20 protein-coding genes are annotated in these 19,007 nt (G+C 62.6%); 5 read left to right on the forward strand and 15 right to left on the reverse strand.

Annotated elements, in window-relative coordinates; translation table 11 throughout:
• Positions 1-238: 238 nt before the first annotated feature.
• From rpsN to rpmB, 3 genes are read right to left on the reverse strand one after another with little or no spacing between them, the layout of a single operon-like run.
• Complete coding sequence (gene rpsN / locus ACFX4T_RS25055; RefSeq protein WP_216927432.1) at positions 239-544, reverse strand: 30S ribosomal protein S14; 306 nt, start codon at positions 542-544, stop codon at positions 239-241.
• 4 nt (positions 545-548) lie between these two features.
• The gene (rpmG, locus tag ACFX4T_RS25060; RefSeq protein ID WP_003798558.1) at positions 549-716 is read right to left on the reverse strand and encodes a 50S ribosomal protein L33; all 168 of its coding nucleotides are present in this window, start codon (positions 714-716) and stop codon (positions 549-551) included.
• Complete coding sequence (gene rpmB, locus ACFX4T_RS25065; protein WP_011776361.1) at positions 716-952, reverse strand: 50S ribosomal protein L28; 237 nt, start codon at positions 950-952, stop codon at positions 716-718. The genes rpmG and rpmB overlap by 1 nt, the downstream gene beginning before the upstream one ends.
• Positions 953-1,347: 395 nt before the next feature.
• On the opposite strand from rpmB, the gene ACFX4T_RS25070 reads away from it, so the two are divergent.
• From ACFX4T_RS25070 to ACFX4T_RS25080, 3 genes are read left to right on the forward strand one after another with little or no spacing between them, the layout of a single operon-like run.
• Positions 1,348-2,808 carry a ferric reductase-like transmembrane domain-containing protein gene (locus ACFX4T_RS25070; protein WP_377655082.1) on the forward strand — a complete coding sequence of 487 codons (1,461 nt, stop codon included), beginning with the start codon at positions 1,348-1,350 and terminating at the stop codon, positions 2,806-2,808.
• Complete coding sequence (locus ACFX4T_RS25075) at positions 2,805-3,290, forward strand: FMN-binding protein (RefSeq protein WP_377655084.1); 486 nt, start codon at positions 2,805-2,807, stop codon at positions 3,288-3,290. The genes ACFX4T_RS25070 and ACFX4T_RS25075 overlap by 4 nt, the downstream gene beginning before the upstream one ends.
• Positions 3,274-4,095: an FAD:protein FMN transferase gene (locus ACFX4T_RS25080; protein WP_377655086.1), complete on the forward strand. Its 822-nt coding sequence runs from the start codon at positions 3,274-3,276 to the stop codon at positions 4,093-4,095. The genes ACFX4T_RS25075 and ACFX4T_RS25080 overlap by 17 nt, the downstream gene beginning before the upstream one ends.
• Positions 4,096-4,116: 21 nt before the next feature.
• Here the strand turns inward: ACFX4T_RS25080 and ACFX4T_RS25085 are convergent, their stop codons facing one another.
• Positions 4,117-4,881: an SGNH/GDSL hydrolase family protein gene (locus tag ACFX4T_RS25085; RefSeq protein WP_377655088.1), complete on the reverse strand. Its 765-nt coding sequence runs from the start codon at positions 4,879-4,881 to the stop codon at positions 4,117-4,119.
• A gap of 49 nt (positions 4,882-4,930) precedes the next feature.
• A complete protein-coding gene (locus tag ACFX4T_RS25090) occupies positions 4,931-5,410 on the reverse strand; it encodes a MarR family winged helix-turn-helix transcriptional regulator (protein WP_216927438.1) in 480 nt (159 codons plus the stop codon).
• Between the two features lie 68 nt (positions 5,411-5,478).
• Here ACFX4T_RS25090 and ACFX4T_RS25095 point away from each other — a divergent pair, with 68 nt between their 5' ends.
• Entirely contained in the window at positions 5,479-5,766 is a 288-nt protein-coding gene (locus ACFX4T_RS25095) for a YciI family protein (protein WP_216927439.1), read from the forward strand.
• A 16-nt stretch (positions 5,767-5,782) separates the two neighbouring features.
• Here the strand turns inward: ACFX4T_RS25095 and ACFX4T_RS25100 are convergent, their stop codons facing one another.
• The 7 genes from ACFX4T_RS25100 to ACFX4T_RS25130 form a co-directional block, all read right to left on the reverse strand.
• Positions 5,783-6,619 carry an SGNH/GDSL hydrolase family protein gene (locus ACFX4T_RS25100; RefSeq protein ID WP_377655091.1) on the reverse strand — a complete coding sequence of 279 codons (837 nt, stop codon included), beginning with the start codon at positions 6,617-6,619 and terminating at the stop codon, positions 5,783-5,785.
• Between the two features lie 276 nt (positions 6,620-6,895).
• Positions 6,896-7,951, reverse strand: coding sequence for a siderophore-interacting protein (locus ACFX4T_RS25105; RefSeq protein ID WP_377655093.1), 1,056 nt, complete (start codon positions 7,949-7,951; stop codon positions 6,896-6,898).
• Positions 7,948-8,772: an ABC transporter ATP-binding protein gene (locus ACFX4T_RS25110; protein ID WP_377655095.1), complete on the reverse strand. Its 825-nt coding sequence runs from the start codon at positions 8,770-8,772 to the stop codon at positions 7,948-7,950. The genes ACFX4T_RS25105 and ACFX4T_RS25110 overlap by 4 nt, the downstream gene beginning before the upstream one ends.
• A 1-nt stretch (position 8,773) precedes the next feature.
• The gene (locus ACFX4T_RS25115) at positions 8,774-9,751 is read right to left on the reverse strand and encodes a FecCD family ABC transporter permease (RefSeq protein WP_377655109.1); all 978 of its coding nucleotides are present in this window, start codon (positions 9,749-9,751) and stop codon (positions 8,774-8,776) included.
• Between the two features lie 122 nt (positions 9,752-9,873).
• Positions 9,874-10,989: a FecCD family ABC transporter permease gene (locus tag ACFX4T_RS25120; RefSeq protein ID WP_377655097.1), complete on the reverse strand. Its 1,116-nt coding sequence runs from the start codon at positions 10,987-10,989 to the stop codon at positions 9,874-9,876.
• 5 nt (positions 10,990-10,994) lie between these two features.
• Positions 10,995-12,068: an iron-siderophore ABC transporter substrate-binding protein gene (locus ACFX4T_RS25125; RefSeq protein ID WP_223947127.1), complete on the reverse strand. Its 1,074-nt coding sequence runs from the start codon at positions 12,066-12,068 to the stop codon at positions 10,995-10,997.
• A 57-nt stretch (positions 12,069-12,125) separates the two neighbouring features.
• A complete protein-coding gene (locus ACFX4T_RS25130) occupies positions 12,126-12,269 on the reverse strand; it encodes a hypothetical protein (protein WP_377655099.1) in 144 nt (47 codons plus the stop codon).
• Positions 12,270-12,463: 194 nt separating this feature from the next.
• Here ACFX4T_RS25130 and ACFX4T_RS25135 point away from each other — a divergent pair, with 194 nt between their 5' ends.
• Positions 12,464-12,967 carry an FBP domain-containing protein gene (locus ACFX4T_RS25135; RefSeq protein ID WP_377655101.1) on the forward strand — a complete coding sequence of 168 codons (504 nt, stop codon included), beginning with the start codon at positions 12,464-12,466 and terminating at the stop codon, positions 12,965-12,967.
• A gap of 68 nt (positions 12,968-13,035) precedes the next feature.
• Here the strand turns inward: ACFX4T_RS25135 and ACFX4T_RS25140 are convergent, their stop codons facing one another.
• Genes ACFX4T_RS25140 through ACFX4T_RS25150 form a run of 3 tightly spaced genes read right to left on the reverse strand, consistent with a single transcriptional unit; the run spans position 13,036 to position 18,816 of the window.
• Entirely contained in the window at positions 13,036-16,506 is a 3,471-nt protein-coding gene (locus ACFX4T_RS25140) for an ATP-binding protein (protein WP_377655103.1), read from the reverse strand.
• Entirely contained in the window at positions 16,503-17,366 is an 864-nt protein-coding gene (locus ACFX4T_RS25145) for a DUF4194 domain-containing protein (RefSeq protein ID WP_377655105.1), read from the reverse strand. The genes ACFX4T_RS25140 and ACFX4T_RS25145 overlap by 4 nt, the downstream gene beginning before the upstream one ends.
• A complete protein-coding gene (locus ACFX4T_RS25150; protein WP_377655107.1) occupies positions 17,359-18,816 on the reverse strand; it encodes a DUF3375 family protein in 1,458 nt (485 codons plus the stop codon). The genes ACFX4T_RS25145 and ACFX4T_RS25150 overlap by 8 nt, the downstream gene beginning before the upstream one ends.
• Positions 18,817-19,007 lie beyond the last annotated feature (191 nt).

Genomic DNA, 19,007 nt, shown 5'->3' on the forward strand with positions numbered 1-19,007 from the left:
CGAACCCTACTCCCCCACCCCCATCCCGACAGAACCTGAGACAACAAACCCCAAAACCCGCCGCGATGTGAGAGAAGAATGCTCGAAAACAACGACGATGTGAGCGAGAACCGGCCCAAACGCGGGACGAGCGAGCGCGCAGAGGATGACCGCCGCCCCCTTCCCCCAGCAAAGAGCCACTTAAACGCAGAAAAGGCCGGCAACCATAACGGTTGCCGGCCCTTTCAGAGCTTCGTGATTACCAGGAAGACTTGGTGATACCCGGGAGCTCACCGCGGTGAGCCATGTCGCGGAAGCGAACACGGGAGATACCGAACTTCTGGAAGGTGCCGCGGGGACGGCCGTCGATCTGGTCGCGGTTACGCAGACGGATCGGGGAGGCGTTGCGGGGCAGCTTCTGCAGTCCGAGGCGTGCAGCTTCGCGTGCTTCGTCAGTCGCGTTGGGGTCAACCAGGGTCTTCTTCAGTTCGAGACGCTTGGCAGCGTAACGCTCAACAATGACCTTGCGCTGCTCGTTGCGAGCAATCTTGGACTTCTTTGCCATGTGTTTAGCGCTCCTCTCGGAATTCGACGTGCTGGCGGATCTTGGGGTCGTACTTCTTCAGGACCAGACGGTCAGGATCGTTACGACGGTTTTTGCGCGTTACGTAGGTGTAACCCGTGCCCGCAGTGGACTTCAGCTTGATGATCGGACGTACGTCCTTGTCCTTTGCCATTAGAGCTTTACTCCTCGTGCCAGGATGTCGGCGACGACAGAGTCGATGCCGCGTACGTCGATGGTCTTGATGCCACGGGCTGACAGGGTCAGCGTGACGTTACGGCGCAGGGACGGAACCCAGTAGCGCTTCTTCTGAATGTTCGGGTCGAACCGACGCTTGTTGCGGCGGTGCGAGTGCGAAATGCTGTGTCCAAAGCCCGGCTCGGCCCCGGTCACTTGGCAGTGTGCTGCCATGACTCTCCTCCAAAGATTGAATGTAACGGTGTGCAGATGTTCCTGCGTTACCGTGCGATAGGCAGCGTTCGCGTCCGATCCATACCATTTCGGTAGTTTCCGCATCAAGTACGGCGAAGAAGGTTGGGCCTCAGAACCGGACAGTGATAAACACTGGAACAGATCCTGGGATACCGGGCGAATACAGGAATGTACGCAACTTGAGCCCCTAACTACCGGCCATCGGGATGTCAGTCAGACTGACCTCACCGCCAACCGGAGCAATTGCACACGATCCGCACTACCTAGCGCCTAACTATTCTACGGGCCAGGCCAAATTAAGACCAATCAGGAATCATAAGCCCTCACAAGCCCATTCACAGCAGAACGAAAGGATGCTTGGCGAGTCTTGGATCATGACATCGCTTCTTTCACGTGTTTCGGGTGCTGAACACTCCGCGGCGCCGGGCCCACGGACGCCACCAGCCGCCGTCGAACCCTTCCTGGCGCAAGCCCGACGGCGGCTGGCCCGGGCCGACCTTCTGGGCTTCCTCGCGTGGGTGTCCCCGGTGGTCGCGGTCGCCTTGTGGCTCGCAGACGGCGGCGCAGGCGGGTTCTCCTCCTTTGCCGGAAGCGCGACAGGCCTGGGAATCGCGGCTGGTTTGGTCGGCATGGACCTGGTCCTCGTCATGCTGCTCTTGGCGGCCCGGATCCCGTTCGTTGACAACACGATCGGGCATGACCGTGCTCTTGAGATCCACAAATCGCTGGGTAAGCCGGCGCTTTACCTGCTTCTGGCACATGGGATCCTCCTGGCGGTCGGCTACGGGGCGGCAGAAGGCCTTGACCCCATCAGCGAATCGGTGTCCCTGTGGGTCAACGTTCCGGATATGTGGCTCGCGTTCGTCGCGATGGCGCTGTTCATCGCCGTGGTGGTGACCTCATTGGTGGCCGTGCGACGCAAGTTCCCGTACGAATTTTGGTACGTGATCCATCTCCTGACATACGCCGCGGTGGCAACGGCCATCCCGCATCAGTTCAGTGTGGGCGGACTCTTTGCCGAAGGAACCTGGCAGCGCTGGTATTGGCTGGCTTTCTGCATCGGGACGGGTGCGGCACTCCTTTTCTTCAGGATCTACCAGCCACTCGCCGCAACCTTCCGGCATCAGCTCACGGTCAGCCGGGTAGTCCGCGTGGCACCTGAAGTGTTCAGCATCGAAATGACTGGGCTGCAGCTGGAGAAGCTGAGAGGCAGCGGCGGGAGATTCTTCATCTGGAGGTTCCTGGCTCCCGGGTTCTGGTGGCAGCCGCATCCCTTCAGTTTGTCCGCGGAACCGCTTCCGGCCACGGGTACTGCAGCGGGCAAACTCCGCATCACCGTCCGAAATCTAGGCGACGGATCCGCCCGGCTGGCCCGCCTCAGGCCTGGCACCAGGGTCGCCCTTGAAGGACCCTATGGGATGTTCAGCACCGCCGCCCGGTCCCGCAACAGAGTGGTGATGATCGGCGCCGGCATTGGCATCACTCCTCTGCGGTCGCTGCTGGAATCCACGCCGTTTGAGCCTGGCAATGCAACGGTTCTGTTGCGCGGACACGACGAATCAGAGCTCTTCCTGGGTCAGGAAATCATGACCCTTGGCCAAGCCCGCGGCGCAACCCTCTTCCACCTGACCGGCCCGCGCTCCGCACGCCTCAATGAATGGCTGCCCGAATCAGCCGTCCAAGCAGGTTTCACGCTCCGCTCCTATGTCCCGGACGTGGCCAACGCCGACGTCTACGTCTGCGGCCCTGCCGACTGGGCCGGCAAGGTGGTCCAAGAGGCACAGGCCGCCGGGGTATCTGCAGAACAACTCCACTACGAAAGGTTCGACTGGTGAGAATCCGGGCAGCAATGGCAACGGCCCTGGCGTCCGCGGGCATACTGCTCGCAGGCTGGCAATCAGGCGCTCATGTTGCCGAAACAACCACATCCACCACAACAAGCCTGAGCAGCAGCATGACGGCTGGCGGTTCGGCTGCGAACGGCAGCACCGGCACCACCGGCACCAGCGGCGCCAGCGGCAGCAGCGCGGAAAGCACGACGGCGGCAACGTACGACGGCGCGTCGGTCAGGACCCGCTTCGGCACGGTCCAGGTGCAGGTGACCATCCAGGACGGCAAGATCACCGAGGTGGTACCCCTGCAGCTCACTGATGCCGAGCGGAAGTCGGCCCAGATCAGCAGCCGGGCAGCTCCGGTCTTGCGTTCCGAGGTCCTGCAGGCCCAGTCAGCGAACGTCCAAACTGTCAGTGGTGCGACGGTCACCAGCGAGGCCTATCTCACCTCCCTTCAGGCGGCCCTCGATGCAGCCAACTTTTAACGGCGAACAACTCCGCGCGCGTACGTTCCGCAGCATGGGCACTGTGGTGAGCCTGACCGTGGCGAGCGGAACGGCCGCCCAAACCGCCGTCGAGGAACTGCAGTCCGCCGTCGACGTCGTAGGAGAGATATTTACGCAGCTCGACCTGACGTTCAGCCTTTATCGCGAAGGATCCGAGGCAAGCCGGCTGGCCCGGGGCGACCTGACGTTGGCTTACGCCTCGGAGTTAATGCAGGAGCTCTATGCAGCGGCCTCGGAATGGCGCGTGGACACCGAAGGTGCGTTCACGGCCGAACGACCGGACGGCGCGTTGGATCTTTCCGGAATCGTCAAAGCCTACGCCATGCGTGAAGCTGCACTGTCCTTGGGTGCCCTCGGCCTTCAAAATTGGTGCCTCAACGCTGGCGGGGATGCGCTGGTAAGCGGGTCACCGGGTCCCGTGGACTCTGGGTTTGCAGACCCGAACCCGTGGCAGGCCGGCATCGTTGATCCGTTCGATCGCCAGAAGCTGATCAGTACATACCGCCTCGGCGCCTCGGCGGAAGGCGGAATGACGGCCCTTGCAACGTCAGGCTCGGCTGAACGTGGAGAACACATTTGGACGGTAGGGAGCGGACGGTCCGACTTCCTTCAGGTCTCCGTGGCGGCGCAGGACATTGTTACGGCCGACGTCCTGGCAACGGCAATAGTCGCCGGCGGAACGCAGACTTTGGATCGCTCAGTGGAGAAATGGGGCGTCGAAGTGCTCGCGGTTGGCAGGACCGGCACGCTGCTCGCCACGCCGGGTTTCCGCAACGCTCACTGAGCCCAGTCCTTCTGGACCGGGCTAGACCGGGCGGATCAGAGCCGGGTACTTCGGGCTAAGCCCATCGCCCGAGGACGTACCCCGCACACGGCGCACCACCCAGGGGCCGGCGAATTCCCGGACCCATCGCGCGTTCGCCCGGATGGCTTCGGACCTGTTCAGCGTGGGAAGCGGTGCGAGCTCCGGGACTTCGAGCACATGCTCATGTTCGAGGACGTCCAGCACGCGCTTGGCCATATTAACGTGGCCCGCCGTCGACATGTGCATCCGGTCCTGCGCCCACATCCGGACGTCGTAGTACTCATCAAACCGCCAGTAATCCACCAGCAGGGCGCCATGGTTCTCGGCGATTTCACGGAGCAACTCGTTGTAGATCGCGGTCCGTCCACGCATCGTGCTGAAGACCTTCGAACCACGGGCATCGAAGCCCGTGAAAAGGACAACGGTGGCGCCGGTGGCGCTTAACTTGGCGATGCCGGCGTCGTAATCCTCCATAAGCGAGTCAATATCGATCTTGGGCCGCAGGATGTCGTTGGCACCGGCATACATCGTGACCAAAGTGGGCTTTAACACGACCGCTGCGTCCACTTGCTCTGCCATGATTTGGCGGAGCTTCCTGCCGCGAATTGCGAGGTTGGCATAGCCGAAGTCCTCGTTGCTGTGGGCCAACTGCCGGGCAACGACGTCGGCCCACCCTCGGACGCCGTTGGGGCGCGTTGGGTCGTCGTCGCCAACGCCCTCTGTGAAGGAATCCCCCAAGGCAACATAACGGGCAGAAAAATCCATGCCGTCAGTCTGCCATTAGCCCACCACTACCTACAAAGCATGGGCAACGCTACGATTCGCGCAGGATCCAATGGTTATTGTCCAGCCTGGAGACGATCTTCTCGCCGATGCGCGCGAGGTCCGCGACGTCGTCGGGCGAGAGCGAATCGAGCATCAGCGCCCGCACGGACTCAACGTGACCGGGAGCGAGGGCCACAATGGTGGACATGCCGGCCTCGGTCAGGTGGGCGACGGTAACGCGCGCGTCGCCGGGGTGTGCCTGGCGTTCCACCCAGCCGCGCTTCTGGAGTTTGGTGACCACGTGCGACAGGCGCGATAGCGACGCACTGGTCCGGGCGGCGAGCTCGCTCATGGGAAGGTACCGGCCCTCAGTTTCCGAGAGCATCGCCAGTACGTTGTAGTCGAACAGCGACAATTTTCCAGCAGACTGAAGCTGCGTATCCAACGCCGAGGGGAGCAACGTATTAATGCTCAAGAGGGCCAACCAGGCACGGCGTTCGTCGGCATTAAGCCAGCGGGGTTCAGTCATGGATCCATCTTAGGAGAATTAGCCGACTGGCCCGGCCTTGCTGCGACCGCAAACGGTAGGCTGGCGGAATGTTTGTTGTCTCCTTGACCTACAAAGTTCCCGACGAAATCGTCGATTTCCACCGGCCAGGCCATATGGCCTGGCTTAAGGACGCGTTCGACGCCGGCGTGTTCCTTGCGTCGGGACGTCGCGTTCCAGCCACGGGCGGCGTGCTGCTGTCAAAGGTTGACCGGGCAACGCTGGATGACTCACTGGCCAAAGACCCGTTCTTCAGCAACGGCGTGGCCGAGTTCGAGATCATCGAATTCACCGCGACAACTGTGTCCGAGGGCTACGAGAACTTGCTCGAGAACTGAGGCCTGCCGGGTAGCTTCACTGCATAGCCTGCTGGTTTTCGACCAGTTTCTTCAATCCGCCCTTGCGCGGGACTTTGACGGGCTGCGGCCAGCGGGCACTCAGGGAATCACCCAGGGTAACGCCCCGGAGTTTGCGTCCAAAGAGGGGCAGGACCCAGTCGTTCACCCACCGCCGCTGCCTGCGTTCCCATTCGCGCATAGTCATTCTTTGGGGTGGGTCCCATCGCTTCAGCGAAATCTTGTGCGGGACGTTCAAGTGATCCAGGACCTGAGCGGCGAGATATTTGTGGCCCGCCTTGGACATGTGAAGCCGGTCAGGGGCCCACATCCGTGAGTCTTTGTAGGCGTCGAAGCACCAGTAGTCCACCAGGATCGCCCCGTATTTTGCGGCCACCTCACGGACCTTTTGGTTGTACAGGGTGTTGCGCTTCTTGAACGGTTCCAGGACGGCTGAGACCTTCACGTCAAAGCCGGTAAAAAGGACCACTGTTGCCCCAGTGCCAGCGAGCCGGGCGACCAGCAGTTCGTAGTCGGTGAGGAGCGCATCCATGTCCGTGCCAAAGTCCAGGATGTCATTGCCACCGGCATACAACGTGATCAGCGTTGGTTCCATGGCGAGGGCGGGCTCAAGCTGTTCATCGATGATGTGCCGGAGCCTCTTACTGCGCACTGCGAGATTCGCGTACTCCCATCCCGGCTGCGCTTTCGCCAATTTCTCGGCGACCCGGTCTGCCCACCCGCGAACCCCATTGGGCAGCACCGTACTCGGGTCCCCCACGCCCTCGGTGAAGGAATCCCCAAGGGCGACGTACCGCCGTCGTCCGCTTTGCCCATCCGCGTAACCACCCCGCATCCCGCCAACGCTACCCACCCCCAGTTACACCCCAGCCAACCCAAAGTGAACAGGCGAAACGGGAAGTGCGCGAACAAACCGAAAAAACCGTCGGGAAATGAGAGAGCATCGGAAGGGCGAGGGGCGCACGAGGCCTCAGCGGCAGTTTTGTGTAGGAGCGCATCGCGGCCCATCGTGGCGAGGAGGTCGCCCAGCGACCGTAACGCCACCTATGGGTTGTGTCTAAGCGACGGCAAAACTACCGCTGTGGCCGGACCGGGCAGCGACTGACGGGACTTAGCCCTCTGCCTTGCCCCGTCGCCAGTACCCCATGAAAGCAACTTGCTTCCGATCAATTCCGACGTCCCGCACCAAGTACCGCCGCGTTTCCTTGATCACGAAAGCTTCCCCGGCGATCCAGGCGTAGAACGGCAGCGCACCGGCAGGCAAAGTGGGGTTCTTGGTGGCTTCGATGGCTGCGGTGTCCATGCGCCGCGGTGTCTCCCAGAGGATGTCCTGGTCCACGTTGACGTCTTCGGGCTCGGGACCGGCAGCGCTCCCGGTGCCCTTGATACCTACCCAGCCCGGGACGGGAACAGCCTTGGCGACGGCTTCTTTGAGGAGTTCCCCGTGTGGGCGGGAGCGTCCGATCGCTGCACCACGGGCAAGCCAGGTGATTTCGATGTCGGCAGGTGTGCTGATGTCCTGGAAGTCACCAGCTTCGGGTACTTCGAGGAATGCGTGACCGGTCATATCCGCGGGCAGGCTTTCGAGGATGGCGCTAATGGCGGGCACCGCCGTCTCGTCTCCGGCGAGCAGGACTCTCTGGGCCAGGCCGGGTCGCCATTCGATGCCGCCGTAGGCACCTGCAGTGGTGCACTGCGCCGCACGGTTGTTGGGGCCAATGATGGTGAGGGCGTCGCCGGGCTTGGCTTCTTTCGCCCAGTTAGCTGCGGGTCCGCCGTTGCCTGCGTCGTCGAAGTGCATGACGAAGTCGATGTCGATTTCGGGGTACACGGCGTCGAGTCGCTCAGCCCTGACCGTGTACGTGCGCATTGCTCCCCGGACGGAAGCATCCATGGCCAACCATTCCTGGTACCACCCGGCCTCTTCCATCTTGAAGGGAGGCAGCGGAATGACCTGTCCGTTCGCGTCGAAAGAAGGAATCATCAGCTTCACGCGCAGGTCCAGGGTGTCGCCTGCAACGCCGAAGCCGCGCAGTGAGTAGCCACCGAACGTGATTCGGCGGAAATTCGGGCTCAGGTCCTGCACGGCCGAGACCGCGACGTCGAAGGCCAGGGTCATGGGTTCCACGGCGGCGCTCGCTTGGGTCCGTGTTGGTTGTGCACTCATGAGGCGATCTCCAGTTCGTTGGTTGAAACGGGCTGTGCGTGGTGGCGTCCTATAGGGACGATGAGCGGTGTTCCTGAGATGGGGTCGGGAACCACCCGGGATTCCAGGCCAAAGACGTTGTAGACCAGTTGCTCGGTCACCACAACGGATGCGGATCCTTCGGCCACGATGCATCCACCCTTCATCGCGATGACGTGGTCGGCGTAGCGCGCGGCGAGGTTGAGGTCGTGGAGCACGATCGCCACGGTGGTGCCCCGGCTACGGTTGAGGTCCGTCACGAGGTCCAACACTTCAACCTGGTGCGCAAGGTCCAGGTACGTGGTTGGCTCGTCAAGCAGCAGCACGTCGGTTTCCTGGGCAAGGGCCATGGCAATCCAGACGCGCTGGCGCTGTCCGCCGGACAGTTCGTCGACGCTTCGCTCTGCGAGTTCCAGCGTTGCTGTGGCCTCGAGCGCCCGCTGCACCGCGGCGTCGTCCCCCTCGCTCCAACTCCGGAAGAAGCCTTGGTGCGGATACCGGCCCCGTCCCACGAGGTCGCGGACACTAATACCATCCGGAGCGGTGGGGTGCTGCGGGAGCAGGCCCAACGTCCGGGCGATTTCACGCGCGGGTCGGGAGTGGATGTCCTTGCCGTCGAGGGTCACCGCACCACCAGCGGGCTTGAGCAGCCGCGACAATCCGCGGAGCAACGTGGACTTACCGCAGGCGTTGGCTCCCACGATCATGGTGACTTTGCCTTCGGGGATTTCGGTGGTGAGGCCCTCGACCACCTTGCGCTGCTCGTATTGGAGTGTCAGGTCCTTGGCATTAAGGATGGCCATGTCAGGCTTCCTTTCGATTCGAGGTGACCAGGAGCCACAACAGGAAGGGTGCACCGAGGGCGCCGGTGATGACGCCGACCGGGAGGACGGTTCCGTCGAGGATGACGGGCGCGATGTTGGAGGCGAAGAAGTCAGCGGCCAGCACGATCAGCGCACCGGTTAAGGCCGACGCCGGGAGGCTGGGTTTGCGGACGATGCGCCGTGCAATCGGCCCGGCGAGGAAAGCGACGAACGCGACGGGACCGGCAGCAGCGGTTGCGACGGCGGCAAGCCCGACGGCGGTCAACACCAGTCCCAGCCGGGTGGCGTTGACCCTGATGCCCAAGCCGGCGGCGGCGTCGTCACCGAGTTCGAGAATGCGCAGCGGGCCAGCAAGGATGGTGACAGCCGGAACCAGGACCAGCAAGGAGACCGTGAGGATCCCGGCACGCTCCCAAGTGGCAGAATTCAGCGAACCGTTAAGCCAGACGAGGACATCAGCCGCGGTACGGATGTCGGCACGGGTCATGAGGAAGTTGACCACTGCGTGCAGTGCCGCGGCGATGCCCACACCCGCAAGGATGAGGCGGTTGCCTGCGGCGTTGCCACGGCTGCCTCCGCCTGAGCCCGCGCCGCGCGAAATCGCGTAGATAATGGCAGCAACACCCAGCGCGCCGCCAAGGGCTGCCCAGGAAACGACTGCGCCGGAAGCACCAAAGATCACAATCGCCGTCACCGCCGCCGCACTGGCTCCGTAGCTGATGCCGATAATGTCAGGGCTGGCCAGGGGGTTCCGCAGCATGGTCTGGAAAAGGGCGCCAGCCAGGCCAAAGGCAATGCCGATCATGGTTCCCACCACTGCGCGCGGCAGTTTGTGCTCCATGACGATGAAACTGGCGCCGGGGATCTTCTCACCGCCGGTGAGGTGGTTGATGACGATTGTGAAGAAATCGGGAATGGTGACGGTGTAGCTGCCCAGCAGTACGTACACCGCGAACATGACCACGAGGGCCACCCCAAGGAAGAAGGTGGGGCTGAGCACGCGCCGAGATGACAATTGATGCGAATGTTTCCGGGGAACATTGCCATTAAGTGCTATCTCGGGAGCGGGCTTAAGTGCACTCACAGCCCGGCCCCCTTTCCGCGGCGGATGAGCCAGACAAAGACCGGGGCACCCACGAGCGCCGTCATAATGCCGGCGGGAACTTCGCCCGGCAGCAGAACCACGCGGCCGATCACATCGGCGATGATCAGCAGGATCGGCGCGGAGATCATGGAGAACGCCAGGACCCAGCGGTAGTCCGGACCGGTGAGCGAACGGACAGCGTGCGGAATCACCAGGCCGAGGAAGCCAATGGGTCCAGCCAGCGCGGTTGCGGATCCGCACAGCAGGACAATTCCCAGGCCGATGATTCCGCGGGACAGGGCAACGTTCTGACCAAGTCCACGGGCGATGTCGTCACCCAGCGCGAGGCTGTTCAAGATGCGGCCACTGGCCAGGACAATCATGGCGCCGACGGCCAGGAACGGAAGTGCAGGCAGCAGAACGGACCAGTCCCGTCCGCCAATGCTTCCCACCTGCCAGAAACGGAATCGGTCCAAGGTGTCCTGGCTTGAAACCAGAATGACGTTCATCAACGAGAAAAGACCTGCGCTCAGGGCCGCGCCCGCGAGGGCGAGCTTGACCGGCGTCGCACCGTCACGGCCCCTGGACGCGATCGCGTAAACGACGACGGCGGCCGCTGCTGCGCCGATGAAGGCGAACCAGATGTAGCCGGTCAGCGAACCGACGCCGAAAACATAGATGCCCACCACAACCGCAAGGGCCGCACCCGCGTTGAGTCCCAGAATGCCGGGATCGGCCAGCGGGTTGCGGGCCACGCCTTGCATCGCTGCGCCAGCCAAGCCAAGGGCTGCGCCTGCGAGGAGGCCCAAGACTGTGCGGGGAATCCGGGCGATGACCACTGCGTGGTCGCCGCTTTCAGGATTGAAGTTGGTGATGGCTTCCCAAATGGTGGACAAGGGAAGCCCACGCGCGCCGATCGCCAGGGATGCTGCGCAGGCAGCGACGAGTACGACGACGGCGGCCACCAGCCAGGCAGTGCGCCCGCTTGTGACCCTGGAACCGGTTCCCCCTCCGGCCGCATTGCTCCGAGGGGCGCTATCCCGCTGGTCACCCGGCACGGATGTGCCGCCAACCTGCCCCACGGAAGCCGCCGTCGTCGTACTCAATTTCATTGCAGTTACTTGCCTGCCGCTTTGTCCGCGGCGCTGCCCAGCTGCGGCAGGAACGTATCCAGTGCCCACGGCAGGCTCAGCGGCGAGGAAGCGGAGATGGACAGCGTAAGGGTCTGATCGGCGTCGGCAACGAGCGCGCCGGACTTGACGGCGGGTATCTGGCCCAGCAGGGGGTCAGCCTTGATGGCGTCGGCCGTGGCGGCTTCGGGCACCCATGTCACGAAGACATCGGACTTGAGCTCGTTAGCCTTCTCAGCGGACCACGGGATGAAGAAGTCCTTGTTGGTCTTCGTGTTCTGTTCCACTACCGGAGCGAGCTTCATGCCGATTTCCGAGAGGAAGCGCGGGCGGTTGTCGATGGCCGTGTAGACGTTCACGCCGTCACCCTTGGCCGGCTCCAGGTTGCCGTAGATAAAGGTCTTGTCCTTGATCTGCGGGTACTTGGAAACCTTGTCCTTGACGGTGGCTTCCGTGTCTTCGATCAGCTTCTTGGCTTCGGCTTCCTTGCCGAGGGCCTTACCGATGATGGTGGTGCTTTCCTGCCAGGGCGTACCGTAGGCGAGCTCCGGGTAAGCAACCACGGGAGCGATTTCGGAGAGCTTCTTGTAATCGGCTTCCTCCAGGCCGGAGTAAGCGCCGAGGATCACGTCAGGGTTGAGCTTGGCGATCTCGGTGAAGTTGATGCCGTCCGCCTCGGAGAACTGCACGGGAGCCTTGTCCGAACCGAAGCCTGCGCCAAGCTTCTCCAGCGCGGCGTCCTTCCAGGGCGTGGAGCCCTTGTCGTTATTGCCCCACTCGTTCTTGGGAACGCCAACCGGGACAACGCCCAGGGCTATTGCGACGTCGTCGTTGACCCAGGAGATGGTGACTACGCGCTTGGGTTGTTCCTTGATGGTGGTCTCACCGAAAGCGTGCTTGATGGTCACGGGGAAAGCCGCGGTTTCTGCCTGCTCCGCTGCCGGAGTGGAGGTGGCAGGCCCGGTGGAGCAGCCAGTGAGGGAAAGGGCGACGGCGGCCAAAGCGGCTGTCGCGGTGCCTGCGGTCTTCAGCAGGGCGCGGCGTGGAAGAAGGGAAGCCACGGGACTCCTTAGGTAAGGGATGCGAACCTAAGTAAGGCTAGCCTAGCCTTTGAATAATTACGAAACGTTTGCGTCACGTAATGTCCATGCTGCGGCATTGCTAAGATATCGGCAGCGGACTACCGCTTCCAGGGAGAACGACGAGGAGATGAGCGTGCGCACGGTTTCAGTTGCTGCAGCCATGGTTGGCGAGGTGGCCATTTTGGCCTGCTTGGCACTCCCCCACCCGTCGGCATCACTCTAGGTACACGCCCTCCACAAGCACCCCTGTTTTCGGGTCTCTTTGCTGTTCGCGTTCTTTGCTGTGCCTTGCTTTCACCGATGACCGACGCTCCTTTCCAGCTCGCGCGCTCCTGTTCAGCGCGACGTCGTTCAATTCCGAAAGTAGCTTTGCCATGCAGAAAATCACTGCCCAACAAATCCGTTCATCATTCATCAATGCCAGCCGGTCCGAAGCCGCCAAGCTCAACCTTCCCCGCGACTTTGAAACCATCGACTGGGACAACCTTGAATTCCTCGGTTGGCGGGACGAAAAAATGCCCCAGCGCGGGTACTTGGTGGTCCCGCACAGGGGCAAGCTCACGGGAATCATGCTCCGGGCGCCTGAAGGCGGCTCCGGAAAGAAGCGTGTGGTCCTATGTGAATTGTGCCGCGACGTCTTCTCCAAGGACGACGTCTACCTCTGGGTCGCCAAGAAGGCCGGACAGTCCGGCAAGGACGGCAACACCGTGGGGACCCTGATCTGTGCCGAGTTCGGGTGCAGCGCCAATGTGCGCAAGGAACCGCCGGCCAATGAAATCAACCCGGACCCGGCCGTCGTCGTGGTCCGGCAGATCGCCGGCCTGGAGGAACGGACGGCCCAGTTCCTGGACAGGGTCCGAGGTACCTCCACCCGCTAAAGGCAACGCGGGGTCACTTTCGGCCCATTAAGGTCTCTCCCATGGGCCGTAAGTGACCCCGCGTTGCTTTAGCGCAGGACGATATCCACTGGGTTGGCTTCCGACCGCCATGCGCCGGGCTCTCCCGGGCCTGCGATGACGGGAGCCGTGAGCACGCCGGAGCGGTTGGTCCGCTTGTCGCGAAGGATTTCCGTGACCGAGCCAAGGTGGCGGGACAGGTCGATCACGTTTTCCGGCGCGGCCAGCAACAACTGGAAGCCGAATTCGTGAAGCGCCTTGATTCCGGCGCCGGCGAATTCCTCGGATGCCAGCACGAACGCTTCGTCCATCATCACGGTGCCGTAGGTGGTGAAGCCCTGTTCTGCAATGCCCAGTTGGTAGCTCAGCGCCGCGGCCATGATGAACGCCGTGAAGCGCTGACGTTCACCGCCGGACATGGAGCCCGTATCGGCATGCATAAAGACCTCGGTCTTCTTCTTGCCGGCCTTCCCGGTTTTCGCCGACTTCGCGGCCACCTCCCTGTGCTCCTTGCATTGGATAAACAGGTGGCCGCGGACGTCCAACACTTCGGCGCGCCAGCGACGGTCCTCAGGGGTTTGCGAACCGAGACGCTTCACCAGAGTCTCCAGGGACTTATAGCGGGCGGTGAGCTCGGCGTCGTCGTCGGCCTCTGTTCCCGTAGCGGCAGATGCGCCGCGGGAGGGCCGCGTGTGTTTGGCCTTCAGCGCGTTCTGGATCGCATCCTTGAACTGCTTGGCCGTAGCCGGAAGCGTCTGCTTGATGTCCAGTTCCAGGTAGCTGCCCTCGTGGAAATTCACCTCGGACAGGATGCCGTTGAGGGGCAGGATCCGGCTGGTGATACTCCGGCGCTCCTCATCCAACAGGTGCAGGAGCGTACTGAACGATTCGTGCGTGCGCTGGTTGAAGAACAACCGGAACTCGGCCTCCTGGGCGGGTAAGCCATCGCTCACGATCGCGTGATATCGCGATTCGAAGTCCCCGGCAGCCCCAATGGACGTGCCATGGTCAGCGCTGATGGCGCTGCCCCAATCGCGCACGAAAGCCTCGAATATTCGCGTCAGACGCTCTGCCGTAGCCTGGCTGCGTGATTCGGCGGCGTGCAGCTCGTCGAGCAGCTTGTTGCGGACGCTGTTGGCCAGGTTGTCGAGTTCGTAAAGCTCGGATACCTCGCCGACGCCGGCAAAGTACGGTTCCAGCGCGGCTACGGTAGAGCCCGACGGCGGTGCTTGCTCAAGCTTCAACCTGGCGGCATCGAGCAGGCCGTCAGCGGTGATCATCTTTTGGTCGAGCGCTTTGTATTCACTCTGCAGCACGGCCGCCGCACCTGTGGAGGACTGGTGCTTTTCCCGTACGGCCTCGATGTTGGCACGCAACGGTTCAAGGTCCGCCTGGGCAGCCAATGCGTCAGAAAGCCGCTGCTCAATCCGCGCGAGCTCGTCCGCGGCGACCGCTGCAGAGACCTGTTCCCACGGACGCTCATCCTCGGCCACCCTTCGAAGGGCTTCCAATTGCCGGGCCATCCCTTGGTGGGAATCCTCACGGCTTTGCGCCAATTCGGCAGCCTTGGCCAGCTCGTTTTCCAGCTCGCCCACCCGGGCCGCCACGAGTTCAAGCTTGGATGCATTGTCGAAGCCGAGGACGTAATCCTGCCGGCTCGTGAAGCGGTCGTCCTTTTCCACGGTGTGCCGGTTGCGTTTGACCACGCCACCGAGGCTGAGGCCCTTGTCCATCGTCGCAAGCTCGTCCGGGTCCTCCACACACGGGTACGCGAAGTCCAAGGCGATCCGCTCGCGGATCCATGCCCCGGCGTCGGCGTTGGCGCCCGAGGTGAGGATGCTCAACTTAGTCAAGAGGTCGCCGTCGGACACGTCCTCCACAGCCAGCGCGCCACCGGCAACGGGTTTGGACACATCCACTGCACGCAGTGCGCCCCGGACCGTGTTGTCGTTCAAGTACCGTGTAACCGCAGCGAAGTGCTCTCCTGGAACCAACAGCGTGGTGGCGAGGTTGCGCAGCGCACGTTCCGCGGCCGGACGCCACTGATCCTGGCCCTCGGCGAGGTCGATCAGCTCACCGCCGAACGGCATCCGCTCCTCGGGGATGCCGGTTGCGCCTGCAATCGCGGCTCTGTTCTCAATACTCGACGGCGGCAGCAAAGACTTCCGCGACCGCAACGACAGCAGCTCCTGCTCAGCCGCAGCCAGCTCGCGTTTCCTGGTCGCGTGGCCGTCGAAGGCCTCGAAACGGAGCTCCTTCAAAGCCTCCGAATCGTCCTTCAACTCCGCCGAACGGGCAGCTGCCTGCTCATGGGCCTGGTCCCAGCCCTCGGCCGACCATTCAAGGTTCAGCCCAGCATCGGCCAGCGCCTTCCGGGCAGATTCCTCCACCTGTTGGCGCAACTTCAGACTGACGCGGGCGTTCTCCAACGACTGCTCGATAGCCGAAATCGCGTTACCGCCGCGGTTGTTGTAATCCAGCTCCAGCTCACGGAGCTCCTTGGCCAAAGCATCCCGGACCGTGCGCTCGGCAGCGAGTTCCTGGGCCTTGGACTGTGCCAATTCCTTGAAACGCGCCAAGGTCTTGGCGTGGACAGTGACCGCAAGCTGCTGCTTGTAAGCCTCGAATTCCTCGCCAGCCAACTCGCGAAGCCTGTTCGCATCCAACAACGCCTGCGCATAGTCCTTGTTCAACCCCGGAACCGGTGCCAGCTGGTCGCGCTGCTGCCGGACATCCTCCAACCGCTGCCGGATGGACATCAGGTTGCTGAATTCCTCCACCACATCGTCCGCCGCTGCGAGCGTTGCCGGAGCATCAAGTACCTGGTCGCGGAAGAACGTATTAACGCTGCCGCCAAGGCCTTTCCCGGCCTGAATGACACGCAACAGGGGAAGCGCCTGGTCGGAGTTGATGCCGAGGAGCCTTCGGAACCGCTCGGCGAACGCCTTGTGCACGTCGAAGACCTGGCCGTCCGGGAAGATCCCCTCCAACGCCCCCTTGGTGAACCTCTTTTGGGCAATCCCCTCGATCGCTTCCAAGTCCAGGGGCTTGTTGTCGATCACATAAAAACGCCCGACGCTGGACTCCGTGCCATTCTTCGGCAAATCAAACAGCGCAGAGACCGTCACCTTCGTGCCTGCCGCATTATCAAACGTCAGCGCGACGGCGGACCACGTGGCACCGGGGCGCTGGAAGGCACTGGCCGAACCATCGCCAACAGCCTTATCTCCGACCTTGCCGCGCATATAAGTAAACGTGGTTCTCTTGTCCTCCACAGCGCCACCGGAACGTTGCGCAGCAGCCTCATTGGACCGCGGGCGGGCATCAAACACCCGGAGCATGGCATCAAACAGCGTCGACTTGCCGACGCCCGAATTGCCCGTCAGAAGGGTTCCGTTGCGGTCCACGTGCATGGTGTGCGCCCCATGGAACGTGCCCCAGTTGACCACCTGCACCAAGGCCAAACGCATCTGCCCGGGGTTCGTCAGCTCGCCGAGCGGGAGCATGCTTGCGATCGTCACTTCTCTGTCCCGTCAGTCGTGGTTGCGTCCGCGGCGGGGGCGGCTTCGGCGTCGTCGTCCTCGGAATTGGAATCGGATTCTGAATCCGAGATGTCCAGCAACGGTTCTGTGCCCGACTCGTCGGCCGCTACGGCGATGAGGGCCTCTATTTGGGCTGGGATGTCGCCGATGTTTTCGAAGGGGAGAGCCAGCGGGAGGGCGTTGCTGATGGTGTACGTGTCGTCCAAGGGGGTGGGGAGGAGGAGTTGGCGGGCCAGGAGTTTGGTGATTGTGCGGGTGACGACGTCGGAATCGCGGAGTGCATCCTGCTGGCCTGCGGGCGTGTAATTAGCGACGAGGTCCGAGATCTCTTCGCGGGTGATGATGGGGTCCGTCTGGGCTGTCACGTGACGGTCCAGAAGGAGGCGCAGGCGGAGCAGGACGATGGTTTCCACTCGGCTCAGTGCACGCTGCTGCCGGAGGATGCTTGATCGTGAGCTGGCACCGATGATCTCCGGGTCAACGGGGCGGAGGACGGCGATCTTGCGGTCGTGATCGAGCTGCAGGGTGAGGAACAGTTCGGAGAGGCGGCTGCGGAGGATGAGCTGGTTGTCCAGGAGCGTGGTCCAGAGCTTCTCGTCGCGGCCGCCGTCGATGTAGGGGCCTTTCAGCAGTTTGACCAGCGCGTGACGGACCTTCATGGGCAGCACACCTGTGTCACCGGGGAAAAGCGCCGCGCCGTCAACGAATGTGTCCCGCGGGGTAATGCGGAATGGGTCACCGTGGTTGGCGGGAGAGGCCGTTTCAGCCGGGACTTCAGCCTCCTCAAGGGTGACGTGCTCCTCCTCGGTGACGTCCGTCGTCGTGATTTCCTCAGTCATCAGAATCCTCATTCAGCGTGACGACAGGCAGGTACGCAGTGCGGATACTGCCGTCGATTTGTTCGAAGTCGATGTGTTCCCAGGCGGCCCGGTCGAACCCGGCACCGCTGTGCAGCGCCATGGACAGCAGGGATCGGACGGTGTTGATGTGTCGTTCCTCGGCGGGCAGGTTTTCCCACGCCTCGCCCAGGGTGGCTGCCCCGGCCATCGCGGCCCGCACAACAGCAGGCCTGGCCTTGCCGGTGCGTGCCGACCGAACCCTGTCCGAATCGCTGAAGGCGATGGGGTCTGCCAGACGGGGCGGGGTCGCGAACTCGTCCGGGTCAAAGAGCTTGACCATAGCCAACGACTCGAATCCGGCGTTAAACAGAACGGGGCCGCGGACCAGGCCGGGCCGGTCACGTTCGTAGGGCATGGAACGGATGGCTTGCTCTGCCTCAGCCAGAACCTTGCGCAGGCTGACCGACTGACGGACGTCGTCGCTCTGGATGTACGTGTTCAGGCTTTCGGACAGCTTCCCGTAGATTCTCTGGATCTGGCTGTGCTGGGTTCGCAGTTCAGCCACGAGGTTCTTCAGCGTTTCGCGGTCCTCGTGCGAAAGATCGTCCGCGAACTGCCGGCTCAGGACTTCACCGATCGCGGAGCGGAAACGCAACTGCTGCTGTGGGTCTTCCAGGAAGGCCGTGAAAGAGCGGAACGTTCGACCCTCGGGACTTTGGCGCAGGCGTTTGTCGGCCTCCAGAACCTGGGCCATGGTTGCGCCCTTGCTCAGTGACTCCTCGATGATCTGGTTGCGGAGTTCGCCCACCAACTCCTCGATGCGGTCGCGCATTTTCTTGTAATCAGCGGGAAGGCTGGCGGCCAGGTCCAGGATGTTGCCGGCGGCCTCAACAGCTTCTTCGTCGTCCAGGAGGCCGTCGAACTCTCCGGAGCTGATGTCCTCGACGAGTTGCTGGCGCTCTTGGATTTCTTCCTCCAGCGCCTCCAAACGTGCGCTTTGGTCCGGATTGGTCTCGTTGGCGAGCTTCTCCACGTCGCCAAGCAGCGTCCCCAAGCGGGAACCGTTGAGCGTGGAGCGTTCGCTGGAAAGGCTATCCAGGAATGCCAGCACACGCGCCGCTGCTTCGGTGACCTCGTAGACGATCTGGCCGGACTGGTTGCGGCGTGTCAGGAACTGCTTGCGCGTCCATTCGTCGCCGAAGGCCTTGCCGTTCTGCTGACCACCCAGCCCTGGTTCCTGGCGGCGGAGCTGCTCAAGGAAAGCGTCGACGTCGGCATGGAACTCTTCCAGCGGAAGCTGCGGCCGGGTGCGGGTGAAGGAAGCCTGCAGCACCGCGATCACCCAAGGCGCCGAACGTGTCAGGGCCCAGGCTGGGCCTTTGGTCAGTTGCTCGAGGTCGCGAAGCCGGGCACTGATGGCGTCGGCGGAGGACATGGCTGAACGGGACAACTACTCTCCTTCAGCTGCTGCGAAACCTGGCTGGCAGCGGAAACTGCCCCGTACAAGGTTAACGCAGAGCATCCGCACCCAACTAAGTCGCAGCAGTGCGCGTTTTGACGACTCAATCAAAAGGTAGAAACATGTTAAAACCGCAGAACAGCCCAACCCGGGAACTTATCAACCTTGACGGTCTGTACAGC

This window comes from Paenarthrobacter sp. YIM B13468, from assembly GCF_042788025.1.
Classification (GTDB): Bacteria; Actinomycetota; Actinomycetes; order Actinomycetales; family Micrococcaceae; genus Arthrobacter; species Arthrobacter aromaticivorans.

Bases quoted from the DNA above. Each gene is read 5' to 3' on its own strand.
- rpsN (WP_216927432.1), bottom strand. From the start codon at position 544: ATGGCAAAGAAGTCCAAGATTGCTCGCAACGAGCAGCGCAAGGTCATT.
- rpmG (WP_003798558.1), bottom strand. From the start codon at position 716: ATGGCAAAGGACAAGGACGTACGTCCGATCATCAAGCTGAAGTCCACT.
- rpmB (WP_011776361.1), bottom strand. From the start codon at position 952: ATGGCAGCACACTGCCAAGTGACCGGGGCCGAGCCGGGCTTTGGACAC.
- ACFX4T_RS25070 (WP_377655082.1), top strand. From the start codon at position 1,348: ATGACATCGCTTCTTTCACGTGTTTCGGGTGCTGAACACTCCGCGGCG.
- ACFX4T_RS25080 (WP_377655086.1), top strand. From the start codon at position 3,274: ATGCAGCCAACTTTTAACGGCGAACAACTCCGCGCGCGTACGTTCCGC.
- ACFX4T_RS25085 (WP_377655088.1), bottom strand. From the start codon at position 4,881: ATGGATTTTTCTGCCCGTTATGTTGCCTTGGGGGATTCCTTCACAGAG.
- ACFX4T_RS25090 (WP_216927438.1), bottom strand. From the start codon at position 5,410: ATGACTGAACCCCGCTGGCTTAATGCCGACGAACGCCGTGCCTGGTTG.
- ACFX4T_RS25095 (WP_216927439.1), top strand. From the start codon at position 5,479: ATGTTTGTTGTCTCCTTGACCTACAAAGTTCCCGACGAAATCGTCGAT.
- ACFX4T_RS25100 (WP_377655091.1), bottom strand. From the start codon at position 6,619: ATGCGGGGTGGTTACGCGGATGGGCAAAGCGGACGACGGCGGTACGTC.
- ACFX4T_RS25105 (WP_377655093.1), bottom strand. From the start codon at position 7,951: ATGAGTGCACAACCAACACGGACCCAAGCGAGCGCCGCCGTGGAACCC.
- ACFX4T_RS25110 (WP_377655095.1), bottom strand. From the start codon at position 8,772: ATGGCCATCCTTAATGCCAAGGACCTGACACTCCAATACGAGCAGCGC.
- ACFX4T_RS25115 (WP_377655109.1), bottom strand. From the start codon at position 9,751: ATGTTCGCGGTGTACGTACTGCTGGGCAGCTACACCGTCACCATTCCC.
- ACFX4T_RS25120 (WP_377655097.1), bottom strand. From the start codon at position 10,989: ATGAAATTGAGTACGACGACGGCGGCTTCCGTGGGGCAGGTTGGCGGC.
- ACFX4T_RS25130 (WP_377655099.1), bottom strand. From the start codon at position 12,269: ATGGCCACCTCGCCAACCATGGCTGCAGCAACTGAAACCGTGCGCACG.
- ACFX4T_RS25135 (WP_377655101.1), top strand. From the start codon at position 12,464: ATGCAGAAAATCACTGCCCAACAAATCCGTTCATCATTCATCAATGCC.
- ACFX4T_RS25145 (WP_377655105.1), bottom strand. From the start codon at position 17,366: ATGACTGAGGAAATCACGACGACGGACGTCACCGAGGAGGAGCACGTC.